This is a genomic window from Vibrio sp. Vb1127 (genome assembly GCF_033338735.1).
Lineage (GTDB): Bacteria > Pseudomonadota > Gammaproteobacteria > Enterobacterales > Vibrionaceae > Vibrio > Vibrio alginolyticus.
The window spans coordinates 368,097-384,740 of sequence record NZ_JAWOTF010000002.1; the positions used below are offsets into that span (position 1 = coordinate 368,097).

The window sequence follows — 16,644 nt, forward strand, 5'->3', positions numbered from 1 at the left end:
TTACTAATTAAGTGAGTAATCACAATGCGTGCCAAGGAATTAGCCATTTTAAAACAGTGAGTTATGGGTTTTGTTTATGTTTGAAACTAGGATTTCTCATTTTGACAGTCACTTTGAACAATTCGGCTAACGACAACTGTTAATGCCGCTAGAATGTAAATTGGCCAAGTGAAACCTTGAGTCAGAAACGTACCTGATACGATGGTACCGATAAGCCCACTTAACACGGCGTTTGCACCAACAGAGAGGGTGTAATCTGATTTTGGTGTCAACAATGAGATGGAATGCAAAGAGGTGCGGATCAATGACACAATTAAAGTAATGAACACCGCGAGCCCGACAAAACCCGTTTCTGCTAACACGCCAAACCAAGTGCTATGGACGGCGTGGTTGATACCATCCCAGTGTGGGCTGTAGAAATAGTAATTAAAGTAGAAGTTATCTAGACCTACGCCAGTCAACGGGTGATGCAGCGCCATTTTAAATGCCGCTTCCCACGCATAAAGTCGCCCCATCGCAGAGGCATCTATACCATCCTCAGCGGCTCCCCCCGATTCTCGTCCTGAAATACCAGCGAATGCGTAGAGTACGATCGCTGCGATAGCGCCTAATACCAAGACTAATGTTTTGCTTTTGATGTGTTTAAAAGCAAAGTAGGCAAATACAGACAGTGAACCTAGTAACCCCCCGCGGCTCTGCGTCTCAATGATCGCAAAGAACAAAACCAAACAGGTGATAAGGGCAAAGAGCCTGAGATGCTTGGGGGAATGCTTCTCCATCAATTGACTAACGGTAAAGGCAAGGGGAAACATCAGCACTAGTGCCAAATCGTTAGGATCGCCAAGTACTGAACCTATGGATCGTCCTATCGACACGCGCGTCCCTTCAACCAAATCAATGCCATTCGCAGCGTTTTGTAATGCCACTAAGCCAATCAATAATCCGGCGAAAATAATTGCTTTTGACATCTGTGCGAGCTGTGAAGGTTTAGTAATAAGCCAGGTGATGGCCAACGTCATAATGATGATTTTCCAATAGGTGTTTTTGAACACCGTTATTGCGATATCACGACTGGAAGCGAATATGATTCCGATGATCACCAGACCCCAAAATATACACAGCCACTTTAATGAAGGGTGCCAAAAAGCTGTAATCTGGCGGCTTATAAGAAGGTGAAAAGCGAGTGCGGCGAGTGCCCCCAATGATAACAGTAATGGGATCTTGAAGTTATAGATAACAGGAAAGGCTTCGTGAATACGAAAGAATGAAAAAATAACGAACAGTGTGACAAGCCAAAACGTTTGATTGAGAACAAACAGTAACGCGAGTGGTGCGAAACACAACGCAACAATCAAAATGGGATGAGGCATAACAATCCAAAGCAGGCCGATACAGACTGTAATCGTCAGTGCTGCGATGGACTGTTTTGTTCTCACCTTGGTTTCATTCATAACGAGTATCTCTTCACCTGTCCACGCCGTTTCACTATGTATCGAGTGAGAGCATTGAGCGTCTCTTTACTCATGTAGCGAGTGGCTATCCCTGCCAGCAAACTGCATGTCAAAATGCAAATTGCGATGGCGATTCCTATTGATTGTGAAGAGTGAAGCAGGAACAGTGCCACACCGGATATAATCTGTAATAAAACCATCAGACTGAGGTGAAAAGGCAACGTCATACATTGTTGGCCTACTACATAAGTCAGGCCCAACTTACACAGTTGTGCGTAATAAAGCGCAATGAACACCCCATAAATACCCAGAGAAGATAAGCCAAACAGCAAAGCAATCGCAACGCACGCAGAGACGACATTTATACCCAGTAGCCAGCGAGTACGACGCTTGTACAAAATGGAGATGTTAATCAACTCACTCCATTCTTTTAACATGGCGATAGGTAGCAAGAATAAGCTGAATAGTACCGCCTCATGATAGGTTTCTGGCAGTAAGTAGGTGATCATCACCATTGCTAATGTGCCGACCACTACACTCAAACCTGTAATGTAAATCATACCTAAGTGTGTGATGCGCACTGCTTCAGTGCTCTTGCGCCCTTCTAAGTAGTTAAATCGACGTGGCATCCACCACATGCCAAACGGCTGCACTAAAATACACATGCCCACTGCAAATTTTACCGCTATCGCGTAAATCCCTAACGTCGCAAGAGAAGTGTTGGCACCAATGAACCAGCGTTCAGCGCCATTGAGACAAAATGCTACTAAACCGGCCATCATCATTGGTAGGCAGTAGTTTAGGTATTGTTTTGCCAATGTCAGCTTAGGAAGGGTGACATTGTAACGGTTAACGATGTGCAGCCAAACAAATTGAGTAATAGCAGCCAACAAGCCCCCCCACAAAACAGAAATAACATGGGGATGAACAGACAGCGCCGCGACGATAAAAATGACCTGAAAAATGGTGGTAGTGACCATGACGTTAAGCAGTGTTCTTGCTTTGTCGTCTTGTGTTCTTAACCAGGCAGTGCCGATTGCAATACTGCCTTCTAGAACGATGGCAAACATAACAATAGCAAATTCGACTCGCGTAAAAGGCGCGGGAATGGGGGCGATTAAAATGATAGTGAGCAAGCTAAGAGCGACGACGCCAGCGATGAGTAAAGCAAGTGAGTACAGCTGGTTTAGTAGGCTTGTGCGCGTATTTTGATCCTTTTCAACGCCGACGAATCGATAAAGCGCTTCATGCAAAGCGAAACTGACAAACAAGGTCGTAACAACACCAAAGGTTGTTAGAAGCTCAAGCTTGCCCATTTGTTCTGGTGAGAGAAAGTGGGGCAATACAGGCAGCATGATTAGGCTGATGCTTTTATTGATCACTAAGGCGATAGCAAATAGCGTCATGTTGGTCATTGCTTTAGACATGATCATATCCTTTGATGTCTCGCGGTGTCTTGAGTGTGCAATCATTGTTGGTAGCAATTTCGGCAGCAAGGTGCTGGGCGATTGGCAAATAACAACGTTCGGCTGTGTATAGTTGAGAAACATTAAGTGCTTCGATACCCATCGTTACTTTCATCCACGGCGATTCATTCAAAAGGCGAATTGCGTTGTGTAGCGAAGCCACATTGTTAGGCGTGTATTTAATACAATTTCGGCCGTGAGTTAACACGCGGTCCCAATAACTATCATCATGTGGAATGACGACACACATACCTGCAGCGAGAGCCTCCAAAATAGATAACCCAAAAGGTTCGTTGATACTGGTGGAAACAAACACACCACACTGTGAACGCAATTCATCTAAGTTGTTTGGGCACTCATGCCATTCAACACCTTGTGTGTTGAAGTCCGGTGTTGAATATTCCACACCTGCCACGTTAGGTTTGATGTAACACACGGTGGATTTGATCTTTTTCGACTCATCAAGTGTTAAAGCGTCAAGCAAAAGATCGATGTTCTTCCATTTTAGTAAGCTAGCTGCCCAGAAAACGCGGCTTGAAATCGGATTCGCTTGTTTTGGCCAGCGATCTTTCGATAATCCATTAACAAACGTAGATGTATTCAAACCACACCAATAGCGTTCGGTGGCTGGCTTCTCTGTTTTGAGGTAGGCCTGTAATGCTTCTACCATTGATTCGCGGGTGTTTGCCAAGTAGTAAATTGCCGATGCTTTTACTAAGCAGTAGCCAGCAGATCTCGATCGTCCAATAGGGCCATGAACCATCTGTACCACAGGCTTTTTGCTAATTAATCGTAGTAAGTACAAAGGCATATCATTACTTGGGCAAGATAGGCCCAAAAAGCTATCTATTTTTGGCAGCTTCATGCACGCGTAGAGAAGTTGGAGAAAGTAGTAAGCGTTCATCAACCAGTAGGTCAGTCCATGAGTCGAGTTAAATGGTGATGGTTTTATTTTTATAACTTGCACACGCGGTGTATCACTAAGCAGTGACGCCCAATGCTCTGGATTTGTAGTGAGTAGATAACCAATCACGTTCAGCTTATCGCACTGCTTAAGGAGCTCTGCATTCGCGATTTTGGATCCACCTTGCATTGGGATGGCGTCGAACATCAATACACGTTTCATGACCGGGCTCCTCAATTGATGCTCAACCAGCGTGAAAGAGGCTTCATGCAGTGAGTCATTGGCATTGGTGTAATGGCGTTGTTATTAAGTTCACCTTCGTAAATACGTTCAATAGCGTTGATAGATGCAGTCGTCGTTAAGTTCTGGCTAGCATGTAGGTAAGCGTTTTCCGCCAGCTTGTTTCTTAATGCCGCGTCTTGCATGACTTGTTGAATCGCGTTTAACAGGCTCGCCATTCCACTGTTCTGGTACAGCAATGCAGAGTGATTATGCTCGAACAACTCAGGAATGCCTCCCGTTTTAGGAGCCACGATAGGCAGTTGAGCTAAAGCCGCTTCCCCGAGCACGAGACCAAAGGCCTCTTCATAGGCGCCGCTAATAAAAGCGTCTGCATTACCACACATCCACTCTCCGGCATTGTGTTGCTCCCCGACAAAGTGCACTCGCTCTTGGATACCAAGATCCGCGGCAAGCTGTTGCAATGCTTCTCTTTCTTCGCCGTCACCAACAATAACAAGGTGAGGGTTGTGGTGGTGGTAGTTGTGCATGCGCATTGCGCGAATAAGGCGGTCGAACCCTTTGCGCTTAATCAGCGAACCCACCGACAGAAAGGTAAAGGCCTGTGATGGGATTCCGAGTCGATCTTTAATGTCGATGGGTGTATCCACGCCTTGAAGTGACACGCCGTTGTGTACGACATGAAGTTGGTTTTGCGGGTAGCCGTCCTGAAGAATTTCGCGTCCAACATCTTTGCTAACGCAAATCAATTTTGGAGAGAGGTGAAGTCCGAGAGAGAAGCGATCGCGCAATGTATAATGGCAATGAAGTTGCGTGACAAGTGGTATATGATTCATGCGAGCAGCCAAACACATCCATTGACAAGGGCCGCCGCTATTGACGTGTACCAAGTCGATGCTGTGCTTTTCGATCAAAGCTGAGCCTTGTTTGATAAGGCTATTCCACCCGCTAATATCCCAGCGTGGAGCGCTCCAACCACCCACCAAATTGAAGGATGAATGTTCCGCTTCAATTCCGAGCGATTGGCACTTATCGATTAATGGTTGGCAGTTTGACCATACGAATGGCTCAAACTTATTGCGGTCGATTCCTGAAATGAGATCCAGAAGCACCACTTCACTGCCGCGAATCCAATTATCACCATAATGAACATATAGAATGCGTTTTGGCGTAGTCATAAGTCACCTCTGTCTCATCATTAATCTGCGTTAACTGCTGAGCTGCAATAGAGATGCCAAAATATGCCATTAGTTTATGTGACTGAATCTTATATGATATTTATGTTTGGAACTCATCATTCTCATATTGAGAACCAATATGGATTAGTGATCCGTTTCAATTTGATATTTTTGTAGCAATACGGGAATCACACTTTGCGCTGAGAAATCATCAATGATGGTTTGTCGAGCATTCTGGCGAATGAGTGATTGTTGCGCTTCACCAATCGACATCCAGTCATGAAGACATTTAGCAAGAGAGGGAATGTCTTCGACGATAAAACCATTTTTACCCGTTTGGATAATATCTGGAAGACGACCTACACGTAAGCTCATCACGGCAATGCCTCTCGACATGGCTTCAAGCGCCGCCATTGGAAGACCCTCATAACGAGAAGAGATAATAAGTACGCTGATATTTTCCCAAACACCTTCCATATCGGTTTGATGGCCGAAGAAAGCCACATTTGGAGGGGCAGCTTGATTAAGCGACTCTTTTTCCGGGCCATCACCGTACACACTAAACTGTAATGTTGGACAGAGCCTCGCTACCTCAATAAATTGATCGGCGCCTTTTTCCTGACTCAATCGGCCGACAAAAGCGATCTCCTGATAGTTGAGTTGACTGTTGGGAATCGAAACAAAGTTATTCAGCAGTTCTGAAGAACAAAAAACTTTGCGCTGAATACTTGGACTAACAGCAAAGCAATGGTTGGATAGGCAGCCTGAGCTTCTATCAAGCCAATCGTATAGCCATAGTTTCCCTGAGGACGATTCACCAGCATGATAAGTTGAAATCAAACGAGGAAACGTACGGGTGAGCAGTTTGGCGCAGCGCGACAAAATCGACGCTTTATAACCATGGGAGTGAACCACTGAGGGTTGGTGATTGGCGACGGCGCTTGTTAGGTGTTTAATTTTTAAAGCTTTATTGGGCTCGCCAGACAAATAGTTTAAGTAACTCACAGGGATCGCGACTTCTTTTGCCTTCTGTACAATCTGAGCGGCTGGCGAATACTCAGTGGTTAGCACAACTCGAGCTTTGTTTCCAAAGGCGATTAATCCCCGAGCTAGCTCGATAACGTGACTTTCAATGCCGCCGAATAGACGGCTATCAAGCAAGATCCAAATTTCACCAATGGCAGGTTTATCAAGATTGTTCGAGATTAATTTCATCCGCTTCCCACGCTTGTTTTTTTCGGTAAACCGTAGATGGGCTTAACTCCAGCATGACAGCGGCGTTGAGAACGTTGCCATCACAGTACGCAATTGCGTTTTGAATTGCTTCACGCTCTACTTGCCACATAGGGCGAATGGTTCCATCAGAGTTAAAGTACGGTGAGGTAGCAGCAGAGGACGGTGTACCAGGCTGCTCCGCTGCGGTAATCGACGGTTCGACCGCAGAAGGTGAAGGTTCCTCAGTATAACCAGGTGGTGGTGTGATTGGTGCAATGTTTGCTGACTCTTGAGCAACATGCGCAGGCGTCGTTGTTTTCGTCACTTTAGACTTTTTAGTAAGTTGAGCGGGTAGGTGGTTCACCGTGACTTTTTCGTCGTTATTAAGCACCACAATGTTACGTATGATGTTTTGTAGTTGCCTTACATTACCCGGCCATTCGTAATGCTTGATGATATGTTGAGCTTCGCTGTCGATTGTTGAGAATTTCTTTTTGTCCTGTTTGGCGTAAGTGGTCAAGAAGTACTTGGCAAGCGTGACAATGTCACTTCCTCGTTCACGTAATGGGGGCATATCGATAGGTATAACGTGCACACGGTAGTATAAGTCTTCACGAAAACGACCTTCTTCTACCTCTGTTAATGGATCTCGGTTAGTGGCACAAATGATTCTCACATCCACTTTCATTTCTCGAGTGCCACCAAGAGGGGTGTAAGTGCCCGTTTGTAGAAAGCGGAGCAACTTCTTTTGCATCTCTAGTTCCATTTCACACAGCTCATCAAGAAAAAGCGTGCCACCATGTGCCAGCGTCGCCGCACCTTTTCGATCTGTTGTTGCTCCAGTAAAGGCCCCTTTAACGTGACCAAAAATCTCACTTTCCATCAAATCTCGTGGAATAGCCCCACAGTTAATTGCAATAAAAGGCTTGTCTTTACGGTCGCTCTGGCGGTGGACGGCTTCAGCACAAACTTCTTTACCTGTGCCGCTTTCTCCCACAATAAACACACTGGCAGAAGTTGGCGCAACAGCATCAATGGTCTTGTATACCGCCTGCATCGGGAGGCTTGAACCGATGAATCCGTGATAGTTGTGGCGATCAAACTTGGACTGAATATTTTCCACCAAATCTTCCAATTTGGCGCGTTTGAGGTGCAATGCGACTGATGTTTTTAGGCGATCAGCGTTTATGGGCTTTTCTAAGAAATCTTCCGCACCTTTTTGAATTAGATTAACGGCTAAGTCGACGCTGCCGTGTGCCGTAGCAATAATAACGGACGTAGGAATGTCATTCTGGTTGATCCAATCCAACACGTCTTCGCCAGACATGTCGGGCAGTTTCAAATCGAGAATGATGAGCTGAGGTTTGCTTCTTTCAATAAATTGAATCGCGTCGCGACCTGTCTCGACATGAAAAATGTCATAAGGTTCGTCTTTCACATACTGCTTATAAAGTATGGCTAGTGAAGTAGAGTCCTCTACCAGTAACACCCTTGGTCTCATAGTCCCATCCCAACGTAGTTTGTTTCATTTTTTATGATTTTTGTCAGCACTACTATTTGGCATTATGAGTGGTTTATAGCTCTCTAGTGCTGAAAATTCTCAATTTGAGAAAAGCGTTATTTAAGTATTAGCACAAGGTAGGAAATTTGCGAAAAATCCATACTTTTTAATTGATTAAGTTATACCCAAATAATTTCAAGGTGTGTGGCTTGGCGAGGGTGACTGAATTTGGAGCCTAAATTTCTGAGATGATGTCGGCATCGCGCTTTATCAAACGCGATGCTTCGCTAGGGAGTAAGACACTGATACTACTCAAACCCTTGAGCTTTTCGCTTTTCTAACGCATCAAACGATTCATTGGCGAGTTGAGGAAGTGTTTCACAAAGCTCCAATGCTTTTGGTATTTTTCCTTCGACACAGTACTTCTCAATCATTCTTGCTTGTCTTGAAAGCGTTCGATTGCCTAGAGCGAGAGCAGAACTGCCCAGTGTGTGAACCTCGAACTCTAATGTTTGAAGATCTTTTGTGCTTAATGCTTGCTCTATTTTCTCCATGCGATCGCGTGACTCTTCGACATAGTGATCAATCAAGGTAGGGATGATTTCGGCGCACGTATCTTTGATCATTTGCTGAAGAATATGCTCATCCACTAATTCTTGCTCGATAGTCAATGTATTATTTATCGTCATAATAGCGCTCCCTATAACATAAACAGTTCGCTTTTTTTAATTTGCTGAGACAGTTTTTCTTTCCACTTTTTTGGTAAGAAACGCAGCTTGGAAACTTGGCGGATTAACTCATCTTTCAGGCTTGGAGTGTGCTTCATGTTCAGTACAGAACCAATCAAGTTCGCATCGCTAGCATCGAGTAGCTTTTTGGCTTGCTCGAGCTGGGTTGCAGTCGTAGAGCCATAATGCGCTACTAACAAAGTAGCATCACATACGCCAGCAATCACTTGAGGCGCAATATTGCTTCGGTTGACACTAAGAAGTGGTGATGTATCTATCACGACGCGCTCGTACTGCGTTAACCATTGTGCAATGTTTTGTTTCAGCGTTGTTGGGTCTCGGTACGCTAACTGAGTACTGGCGAGAGATGGAGCTGGGAGGCCGACTAAAGTTTGATGTGTATTCTCTCGTGTGATCAAATGGCCAACCTTCTCGTCATCATCAAATTCGTGAACAGTGTGATAAGCGGGTTTGAATAAGTTGAGGTCTACATACAAAGTATTGTGGCCTGCTAAAACCAAGCGCTCTGCAAGAGATGAAGCCACGGAAGTGACACCATCTTCAGATTTACAACCCACAACACAAATCGTTTTGTGGCCTTTCTGTTCACTCTGAAGATAAATTTGTTCAATCTCAGCGTGAGTTGCAGGAATAGTCATTACAACGCTCCTATTAACACGATGGTTGTGGTGATTTGTAAAATATCTCTTAATCCGGCCCTCGCTTTTTCAACAAAGCTTTCGTCTTTATGGGGAATGTAAATCGTGTCGCCTGCGCGAATGACTGGCAGCTCATAAATGTTGGCTGTTTTACTAAAGTTAACCAAATCAAATGTTCGGGCTTGGCCTTGGCAGCAAGACATATTGACCACACTGATCTTTTCAAGGTAGGCATTGTCAGTTGGTCCTCCTGCTTCCGCTAACAGATCAAGCACAGTCATGTTGTCATTGAATACGTACCGCCCTGGGTCTCTTACTTCACCTAATACGCGTACCGTGGACTCTTTTGAACGATCTAACCAGTTTTTGTTTTTTTCTGGAATGTAAATGGTATCACCAGGACGAACGTGGGGCAGAATTGACTCATCGCCTGTTTCAAAGTACATCGATAAATTCAATTTACTCACTTTGGCATAACCTAGGCCTCGGTGTGTGACACGGATGTTGTGAATATCTGCATCCATTGTCGGTCCATCGGCGGCAGACAAAATATCCAGAAAATGCATATCTTCGGTGAAACGATAGCGCCCAGGTGCATTGATCTGTCCGAAAACGTATATTGATGCGTCAGAGCTTTGGCTTACCCATTGCGATTTATTATCGGATGGGTCGTCAGGCAATGCATGTACCCTTACGACTGTACCAGCGGAAACTCGAGGTAGGCTTGATGTTGGCGAGCCATCCAGAATGTATTGGTCTAAGTCAAATTGTGTCATTTGACCGTTATTGGCGACTTCAATTTTGGTGGTATCAGCTCGTCGAGTTGGGCCACCAACGTGTGCAAGCAGATCAATCAAATCCATTTCGTCTGACCACTCGATACGTCCAGGGCGAACAACTTCTCCCATCACTGCGACCGCTCGACTAGGTGCTACTTTTAACCAAGACTTCTCATTGAAATCGGTTTTCTCCGGCACGAAAATCGCGTCTCCCGGTCCAACATTTGGTGGTCTGGTTGAAGATAGTCCTTCTGTATGCGCGGTAAGATCGAATTTGATGACTTTGCCATCGGCTTTTATAACGCGAATTTGGCGAGATTCTGCGTAGCGAGTGGGCCCGCCAGCGTTGGCGAGGATATCCATGAAGCTAGCGCCTTGCTTGCCTTCGTATGCCCCAGGATGGGCGACTTCACCCATCACGTAAACCACATTTGCACCTGCTTTGATTTCTTCTTCCTGTTTTGGGACAAAGATGGTGGCACCTGGCAGGATCTCTGGCAGTAGGCTTTGGTCTCCAGTATCAAGGTATTTTTTCAGGTTAAACATGGTTGGGTTATTGTTTGTTATCACGCGAATTTGCTCAACACTGGCATATCGTGTCACGCCGCCAGCTCGCATTACGACATCAACTAGCGTGGTGTTTGGCTTGTATGAGAACGAGCCAGGTGCGTTGACTTCACCAAAGACTTTGATTGCACGAGCGGAATCTGCGCTGTCACCTGAATTCGCGAGTTTTGCTGCATCAAACTCTTGCTCAATATTCCCTACGAGTGGGGAAGCGGGGACAAATAAGACATCCAGTGATTCTAGTTTTGGCAGTTGGCTATTGTCACCCGTATCAAGGAAGCGTTTGTAGTCAAATTCAATGTTTTTATTTCCACGTTTCACGATCATTTTATCAAGCTGAGCCCCAGCGCGCAGGCCGCCAGCTTCGTACACAAACATTTGAATGTTGGACCCAGAAGGTAAGGTATATTCACCGGGTTTGACCACGTAGCCTTGAACGGACACTAACAACTGTTGCTGTTTAATAAAAACTCGAGCGTTGTTAACGTCACGATACACGGTCTTTAGCCTGTCGATAATCACGTCTTGGAGTTGTTTTTCATTGTAGCCGGCCACTAATACAGGGCCGACTTCTGGTAAATTAATTCGTCCACGACGATCAACCTGAAACCCTTGGTTTAACGACGCCTCTCCAGGTAAGTTAATCTGTATTAAATCACCGACCTTAACAGTATTGCTCTCATCCGCTATGGAAGAAGGTACCCACGCGACCAGACACAACAACATTAAGAGGATAAATGGTTTCATCGTGTTCATAGCGCGCCTCCTGCCGTTGGGTTGCGGTTTATTGAGCTATCGCTATCTGAATTAGGGCTAATAACCTCGATGCTTACTCGACGATTAGTTAAACGCACGGCGGATGTTTCACCTTCATAGAGTGGCAGGTTATCTCCGACAGATTTGGTAGTGACTCTCTCTGAAGTGATACCAAATACGGTTAGGTAACGCTTTACTTGTTCCGCACGCGCTTGAGCAAGTTTCTGGTTGTAATCGGGTGTTCCAGTTGCATCCGCATGCCCCGTTACTACAAGAGATAGGTTGGGGTGGTCACGTAAAATGTAGGCTGCTTCTGCCAAATGTCCCATGTACTTCGGGTTGATTTCTGCTGAATCGACAGCAAACTGGTTGTCGATATTAAGTAGTGCATAGATATCCGAGACTATGTTTAGGTCGCTACGTAGAGCTTCAATATCATCGGGCGGTGTGCAAGTGGTTTGGCTCAGTACGTAGTCGAGTTGTTGTTCGAGCTGGTTTAAGCGTCGACGCTGAATCACAAGGTCGTTGACAGCGTCGAGTAAAAGCCCACCTTCTAACTCGCGCGCAATTCTATTTTGTTTTTCAAGGGCCTGAACAACTGCCGCAGGAAAACACCAGCGCGCGCCCTCTTGGATTAGTGCGTCTAGATGTAACTTGGTCAGTTGCCAATCAAACCTTAACCCATGTTCTGGACCTAAAGGCTCGTCAGGCATCACTGGGGAAAACTGATAATTCTCGATCGAGATATCTTGATAGCTTTCCGCCAAGCCACCTTTCCCGTGTTCTGGGTAGTCAAACGACGAACAACCAAACATGCCGACAACAAGACCGCTTACTGCATATCGTCGTATAAGATTTACCATGCCAACCTCCGTTTAAACCGGTATTTTTAGTGTCCTTTTGAGTTAACGGGAATGGCATGGTTGATACGAAGCAAGCTCATGATTTCTAAAGGTTGGCCTGATACGTTTTCAATACTCATGCTTCTTTCACGTTCAACTAGACGCTTATATAAGTAAACAATGGCACCAATCCCTGAAGAATCAAGAAATTGGACGTGCTGTAGGTTAATTTCGACTTCTTTGTGATGATTGTTGTGAATTACTTCATCAATGTGATGTTGTGCTTGTCGACAGCCACTTGCGTCTAAGTCACCAAAAAACTCAATGGCTAACTTGTCTTGATTGATTTCTAGTTTGCGTAATTCCATGACTCTGTCTCCGTTTGTTTTTCTAATTGGATATAGAGCAGGTAACGTGCCAATTTGAAATTAATTAAAAATCAAATAGTTAAATATTGTTAATGATATTGTTCAATTTGAGAAAGGACTGATTCTCAAATTGAGAATCAAAAACGCACACAGAAATGGTTTGCTTATAAGAGGTGTTGAGCCGAAAGAAGTCGTTAGAGCGGGGGGCATCATAATTAGATTCCACCTCGATTGACGAACCATCCGCCTTACGTGAATAACGTGTAACGACTAAATGCAAAACCTGTCATAAAGTTTATGATTATCTTTGCAAATTATTACTAATGTTGATTGTTATGAGTCGAAGAATAACTAGTAATAAATAGGTCATCGAGAGGACTTACGTTTCAATAAAGGCGATTTTTTGTACAAGGTCTTCTTATGCCATTAAAAATGACATTAATTGCGTTGGCTGTTATGGCTGCGTCTTCACAGCCTCAAGCGGATACTTCTCTCGCACCACCAGTTTCTCTTGCACAAAGCTATCAGGATGGCATTGATGTGTCTGAATATTGGTATAGCGAAAAACTTGATGGTGTTCGCGCTTATTGGACTGGGCAACATCTCGTGACGAGAAATGGTAAGCGAATCTACGCCCCAGATTGGTTTACAGGACCTTTGCCTGATTATCCGTTGGACGGTGAACTTTGGGCTGGGAGAGGTAACTTCCATCTTGTTCAGCAAACGGTATTAGATAAAACTCCTGTAGAGTCTGCTTGGCGACATATCGACTTTATGATCTTTGATATGCCATATTCCGCTGGTGATTATCGGAAGCGTTATTACAACATCAAAGCCTTAGTGCTTGAAGTCGACCAGCCTCATATCAAATATGTCGAGCACCGAGCCATTCAAAATGAAGCTCATCTGTTTACACAGTTGGATAAAATTTCAATATCCGACGGTGAAGGGGTGATGTTGCGGAAGGTATCAAGCCGCTATCAGGCTGGACGCGGTAGTGATTTGCTTAAACTAAAACGATACGCAGATGATGAAGCGTTAGTTGTGGGTTATAAGCCAGGAACAGGGCGCTTATTAGGTATGATGGGAGCAATGTTAGTTCGCTCACCAAATGGCATTGAGTTTTACATCGGTAGCGGATTTACCGATGAAGTGCGTCGCCAGCCTCCGAAAATTGGTTCAACCATTACATTTAGATATAACGGTTTTACACATACTGGTAAACCACGTTTTGCTCGATTCTTGCGTGAAAGGTTGAAGGAATAGAACGCTCTGCACTTACTAGTTGCCAACGGTTACGCCACATCGTTTGAAGAGACCCTGCCAAAACTGAACGTGGTTTAGGGTTTCTTGCCTAAATGTCCTATGTGCCTCAATGATGCCGTACTGGTGACCATGGAGTTGCATACGGTTCTCCACCAAAGTGGCACCATCATTAAGTTGTTGATAGGTACTGTCTAAATAAGCCAAATAAGGTTGCACTTCTTCAACGTAAATGGATTGAAAGACATTTCTTAAGTAGCGGAACTGGGTGGTGTCTCTGTTCGGCCCGCACAATACGTTGCTCTGGTTCTGCTCAAGTAGCTGAGTTGTTGCTTTTAACCAAAGGGATGTGTTTACCATCGAGTAGTAAAGTCGTCCGAGTAAACGAGATTTCTCTAACTCTTCTTGATATTGAGTAACTTCCACATCGGGTAGACGTGAGACCGCGCGGTGGGGTAAATCATACATTTCGCTGAAAATACGATAGACATCGTTAATGCGTGCAATATCATTCGTCGTATTTTGAGATAGCCAATCAGAGGCTGTTAGTTGCTTTTGCATGGCATCACTTACGAGTAGTAAGTTGTCGAGATGAATGTCTAGATGTTGCCACTTGGTTGAGTAAAGCTCTGTCAATGTCGCGCGTTCTTCATCGCTAAGTGGAAATTCGGATAAACATCGATTTATGACTCTTAAAAGGGCAGTTTGATAATCAAAATCATGAAAGGCATCCTGCACCTTTCCAAGTTGTGAGTTTTTCTCGGCAAGTAAATTAAAGAGTCCGCATTGTCGTAATTGATAGCTCTCTAGCAGGCCAATAGATAGCCTTGGCAATGGCTCGAACAAAACGCGTTTCGCAGGAATCGTTACCGTAGACTGTAATTCTATTGGAATAGCAGGAACGTCCAATACATTGGCTACACGTTGATGATACTTATCAAACATGGCGTTCTCTGGATTGAACCAGTTATCACAACCATTAAGAATCAAGATTAAGAACAATAAAATAGACCGCACAAATATCCTTTTTTATAACTTCGTATCCGTTGTCTAGAGAGCAAAATCAACCACTTCGCAATCTTGTTATAAGTATACTCAACCGTGTGATTATTCGATCAAAAAAGCCAGCGGATGCTGGCTTTTTTTACTTTTTATTGAACTGAAAAGTTCAATTGCACTTCTGGCTCTTGGCGATGCATCCAACGCATTCTGACGCCTAACATAAAGGCCGCAGAAGATAGGCCGATGATAAAACCAAGCCAGAAGCCTTGTGCTCCCATTGGCTCGACAATCCAGTCTGTACGGCCAAGGACGTAACCAATTGGCAGCCCAAGAATCCAATAAGCAATAAAAGTACGGTTGAAGATGGCTCGCATGTCTTTATAGCCGCGTAATGCACCAGCTGCGATCACTTGAACCGCATCCGTACATTGATAAACAGCGGCAAACACGAGCAGGTGCATCGCTAGAGTGATTACCTCTGGGTTGCTAGTATAAAGCTCGGCGATCCACTCACGAGACAAGACGGTTAAAATCGCTGTGAGAACGGACAATGCTAGACCAACCATAATGCCGACTCGTGACGCTACGCGCGCGCCATCTACGTTTTCTTCACCAAGTCGATGGCCGACACGAATGCTTACTGCTGCACCAATACTCATTGGTAGCATAAATACCAACGAGGAGAAGTTAATCGCGACTTGATGCGCTGCCACAATGATAGGACCCAGTGGTGAAACGAGCAGTGCAACAACAGCAAACAATGTCACTTCAAAAAACAGCGCTGCTGCAACAGGAAAGCCGAGCTTGAATAGACGAACTTGTGCTTTCCATTGTGGGCGATGCCATTCTCCAAATAGGTTGATGCTTTTCAATCGCTCTGATGTCATCACATACAGCAATAGCATGGCAAACATGACCCAGTAAACAATCGTGGTTGCTACACCACAGCCAACACCGCCTAATTCAGGTGCACCAAACTTGCCGTACACGAAAATCCAGTTTAGAGGAATGTTGAGCAGCAAACCGATAAAGCCAATCACCATTGCCGGCTTCGTCAATGACATACCATCCGTAAAGCTTCTAAGCGTTTGGAAAAGTAAAAAAGCGGGTACTGCTAATATAACGGCGTGAATGTATCCCACCGTTTTTTCAGCCATCAGTGCTTCAACATCCATCAGCCCGAGAATAAACTGGGTTTGAAGCAGGACTGCAATTATCGGCACACTGAGCAGCAATGCCAAGACGACGCCTTGCTGAATTTCAAACGGGATCTTCACTCTACGACCAGAGCCATTTAACTGTGCGACAACAGGGACCAATGCCATTAATAAACCCACCCCAAACAAAATGGATGGTAGCCAAATACTTGAAGCGACAGAAACCGCAGCCATGTCGGTGGCGCTAACGCCGCCAGCCATTACGGTATCAACAAACCCCATACCAGTTTGAGCGACAGATGCGATCAATACCGGGGTCGCCAATTTGATAAGACTTGATGCTTCTTCTTTATAGCGATGCACGAAAAATACTCCAGAGCGGAACAATAAGTTGAAAGAATGAGAGTACTCGAGGGCAAAAGATGTGGTGAACGGATCTGATGGTTGATTTTAGTCACGATAAGGTGAAAAAATGCCTCGGAGAAACTCCGCGCAAATGATAAACAATTGTATGTTTATATTCCATAGCTAGGTAGTGAATAGTCGATAACACTGACTGGACGCTCTC

14 protein-coding genes are annotated in these 16,644 nt (G+C 44.8%); 1 reads left to right on the forward strand and 13 read right to left on the reverse strand.

Going from position 1 to position 16,644, the window contains the following annotated elements; translation table 11 throughout:
* Nucleotides 1-86: 86 nt before the first annotated feature.
* The 11 genes from R7H07_RS05525 to R7H07_RS05575 form a co-directional block, all read right to left on the reverse strand.
* A complete protein-coding gene (locus R7H07_RS05525) occupies nt 87-1,451 on the reverse strand; it encodes an O-antigen ligase family protein (RefSeq protein ID WP_005377645.1) in 1,365 nt (454 codons plus the stop codon).
* The gene (locus tag R7H07_RS05530) at nt 1,448-2,878 is read right to left on the reverse strand and encodes a lipopolysaccharide biosynthesis protein (protein WP_017820656.1); all 1,431 of its coding nucleotides are present in this window, start codon (nt 2,876-2,878) and stop codon (nt 1,448-1,450) included. Before R7H07_RS05530 ends, R7H07_RS05525 begins: the two co-directional genes overlap by 4 nt.
* Nucleotides 2,871-4,043, reverse strand: coding sequence for a glycosyltransferase (locus tag R7H07_RS05535; protein WP_017634933.1), 1,173 nt, complete (start codon nt 4,041-4,043; stop codon nt 2,871-2,873). The genes R7H07_RS05530 and R7H07_RS05535 overlap by 8 nt, the downstream gene beginning before the upstream one ends.
* An 11-nt stretch (nt 4,044-4,054) precedes the next feature.
* Entirely contained in the window at nt 4,055-5,239 is a 1,185-nt protein-coding gene (locus R7H07_RS05540; protein WP_158173880.1) for a glycosyltransferase, read from the reverse strand.
* 144 nt (nt 5,240-5,383) lie between these two features.
* Complete coding sequence (locus R7H07_RS05545; RefSeq protein ID WP_053303084.1) at nt 5,384-6,454, reverse strand: glycosyltransferase family 4 protein; 1,071 nt, start codon at nt 6,452-6,454, stop codon at nt 5,384-5,386.
* Nucleotides 6,429-7,955, reverse strand: a complete 1,527-nt coding sequence (locus R7H07_RS05550; RefSeq protein WP_158173881.1) for a sigma-54-dependent transcriptional regulator — start codon at nt 7,953-7,955, stop codon at nt 6,429-6,431. The genes R7H07_RS05545 and R7H07_RS05550 overlap by 26 nt, the downstream gene beginning before the upstream one ends.
* Before the next feature lie 308 nt (nt 7,956-8,263).
* The gene (locus R7H07_RS05555; protein WP_005377636.1) at nt 8,264-8,644 is read right to left on the reverse strand and encodes an Hpt domain-containing protein; all 381 of its coding nucleotides are present in this window, start codon (nt 8,642-8,644) and stop codon (nt 8,264-8,266) included.
* Between the two features lie 11 nt (nt 8,645-8,655).
* Nucleotides 8,656-9,342, reverse strand: coding sequence for an AAA family ATPase (locus tag R7H07_RS05560; protein ID WP_005377635.1), 687 nt, complete (start codon nt 9,340-9,342; stop codon nt 8,656-8,658).
* Nucleotides 9,342-11,444 (reverse strand): SLBB domain-containing protein, encoded by a 2,103-nt coding sequence (locus tag R7H07_RS05565; RefSeq protein ID WP_206959213.1) that lies wholly within the window; start codon nt 11,442-11,444, stop codon nt 9,342-9,344. The genes R7H07_RS05560 and R7H07_RS05565 overlap by 1 nt, the downstream gene beginning before the upstream one ends.
* On the reverse strand, nt 11,441-12,307 hold the full coding sequence (locus R7H07_RS05570) for an OmpA family protein (protein WP_191116135.1): 867 nt from the start codon (nt 12,305-12,307) through the stop codon (nt 11,441-11,443). Before R7H07_RS05570 ends, R7H07_RS05565 begins: the two co-directional genes overlap by 4 nt.
* A 26-nt stretch (nt 12,308-12,333) precedes the next feature.
* Nucleotides 12,334-12,654 carry an STAS domain-containing protein gene (locus R7H07_RS05575; protein WP_017634929.1) on the reverse strand — a complete coding sequence of 107 codons (321 nt, stop codon included), beginning with the start codon at nt 12,652-12,654 and terminating at the stop codon, nt 12,334-12,336.
* Between the two features lie 420 nt (nt 12,655-13,074).
* Here R7H07_RS05575 and R7H07_RS05580 point away from each other — a divergent pair, with 420 nt between their 5' ends.
* Nucleotides 13,075-13,920, forward strand: coding sequence for a DNA ligase (locus R7H07_RS05580; RefSeq protein WP_206959214.1), 846 nt, complete (start codon nt 13,075-13,077; stop codon nt 13,918-13,920).
* A gap of 15 nt (nt 13,921-13,935) precedes the next feature.
* Here R7H07_RS05580 and R7H07_RS05585 read toward each other — a convergent pair whose 3' ends face one another.
* The gene (locus R7H07_RS05585) at nt 13,936-14,934 is read right to left on the reverse strand and encodes a DUF3080 domain-containing protein (protein WP_042522941.1); all 999 of its coding nucleotides are present in this window, start codon (nt 14,932-14,934) and stop codon (nt 13,936-13,938) included.
* A gap of 134 nt (nt 14,935-15,068) precedes the next feature.
* Nucleotides 15,069-16,439 carry an MATE family efflux transporter gene (locus R7H07_RS05590; protein ID WP_206959215.1) on the reverse strand — a complete coding sequence of 457 codons (1,371 nt, stop codon included), beginning with the start codon at nt 16,437-16,439 and terminating at the stop codon, nt 15,069-15,071.
* Between the last annotated feature and the right edge of the window lie 205 nt (nt 16,440-16,644).

What these genes read in the sequence shown, in the direction of transcription:
- R7H07_RS05525 (WP_005377645.1), bottom strand. Translation starts at nt 1,451, where the DNA reads ATGAATGAAACCAAGGTGAGAACAAAACAGTCCATCGCAGCACTGACG.
- R7H07_RS05530 (WP_017820656.1), bottom strand. Translation starts at nt 2,878, where the DNA reads ATGTCTAAAGCAATGACCAACATGACGCTATTTGCTATCGCCTTAGTG.
- R7H07_RS05535 (WP_017634933.1), bottom strand. Translation starts at nt 4,043, where the DNA reads ATGAAACGTGTATTGATGTTCGACGCCATCCCAATGCAAGGTGGATCC.
- R7H07_RS05540 (WP_158173880.1), bottom strand. Translation starts at nt 5,239, where the DNA reads ATGACTACGCCAAAACGCATTCTATATGTTCATTATGGTGATAATTGG.
- R7H07_RS05545 (WP_053303084.1), bottom strand. Translation starts at nt 6,454, where the DNA reads ATGAAATTAATCTCGAACAATCTTGATAAACCTGCCATTGGTGAAATT.
- R7H07_RS05550 (WP_158173881.1), bottom strand. Translation starts at nt 7,955, where the DNA reads ATGAGACCAAGGGTGTTACTGGTAGAGGACTCTACTTCACTAGCCATA.
- R7H07_RS05555 (WP_005377636.1), bottom strand. Translation starts at nt 8,644, where the DNA reads ATGACGATAAATAATACATTGACTATCGAGCAAGAATTAGTGGATGAG.
- R7H07_RS05560 (WP_005377635.1), bottom strand. Translation starts at nt 9,342, where the DNA reads ATGACTATTCCTGCAACTCACGCTGAGATTGAACAAATTTATCTTCAG.
- R7H07_RS05565 (WP_206959213.1), bottom strand. Translation starts at nt 11,444, where the DNA reads ATGAACACGATGAAACCATTTATCCTCTTAATGTTGTTGTGTCTGGTC.
- R7H07_RS05570 (WP_191116135.1), bottom strand. Translation starts at nt 12,307, where the DNA reads ATGGTAAATCTTATACGACGATATGCAGTAAGCGGTCTTGTTGTCGGC.
- R7H07_RS05575 (WP_017634929.1), bottom strand. Translation starts at nt 12,654, where the DNA reads ATGGAATTACGCAAACTAGAAATCAATCAAGACAAGTTAGCCATTGAG.
- R7H07_RS05580 (WP_206959214.1), top strand. Translation starts at nt 13,075, where the DNA reads ATGCCATTAAAAATGACATTAATTGCGTTGGCTGTTATGGCTGCGTCT.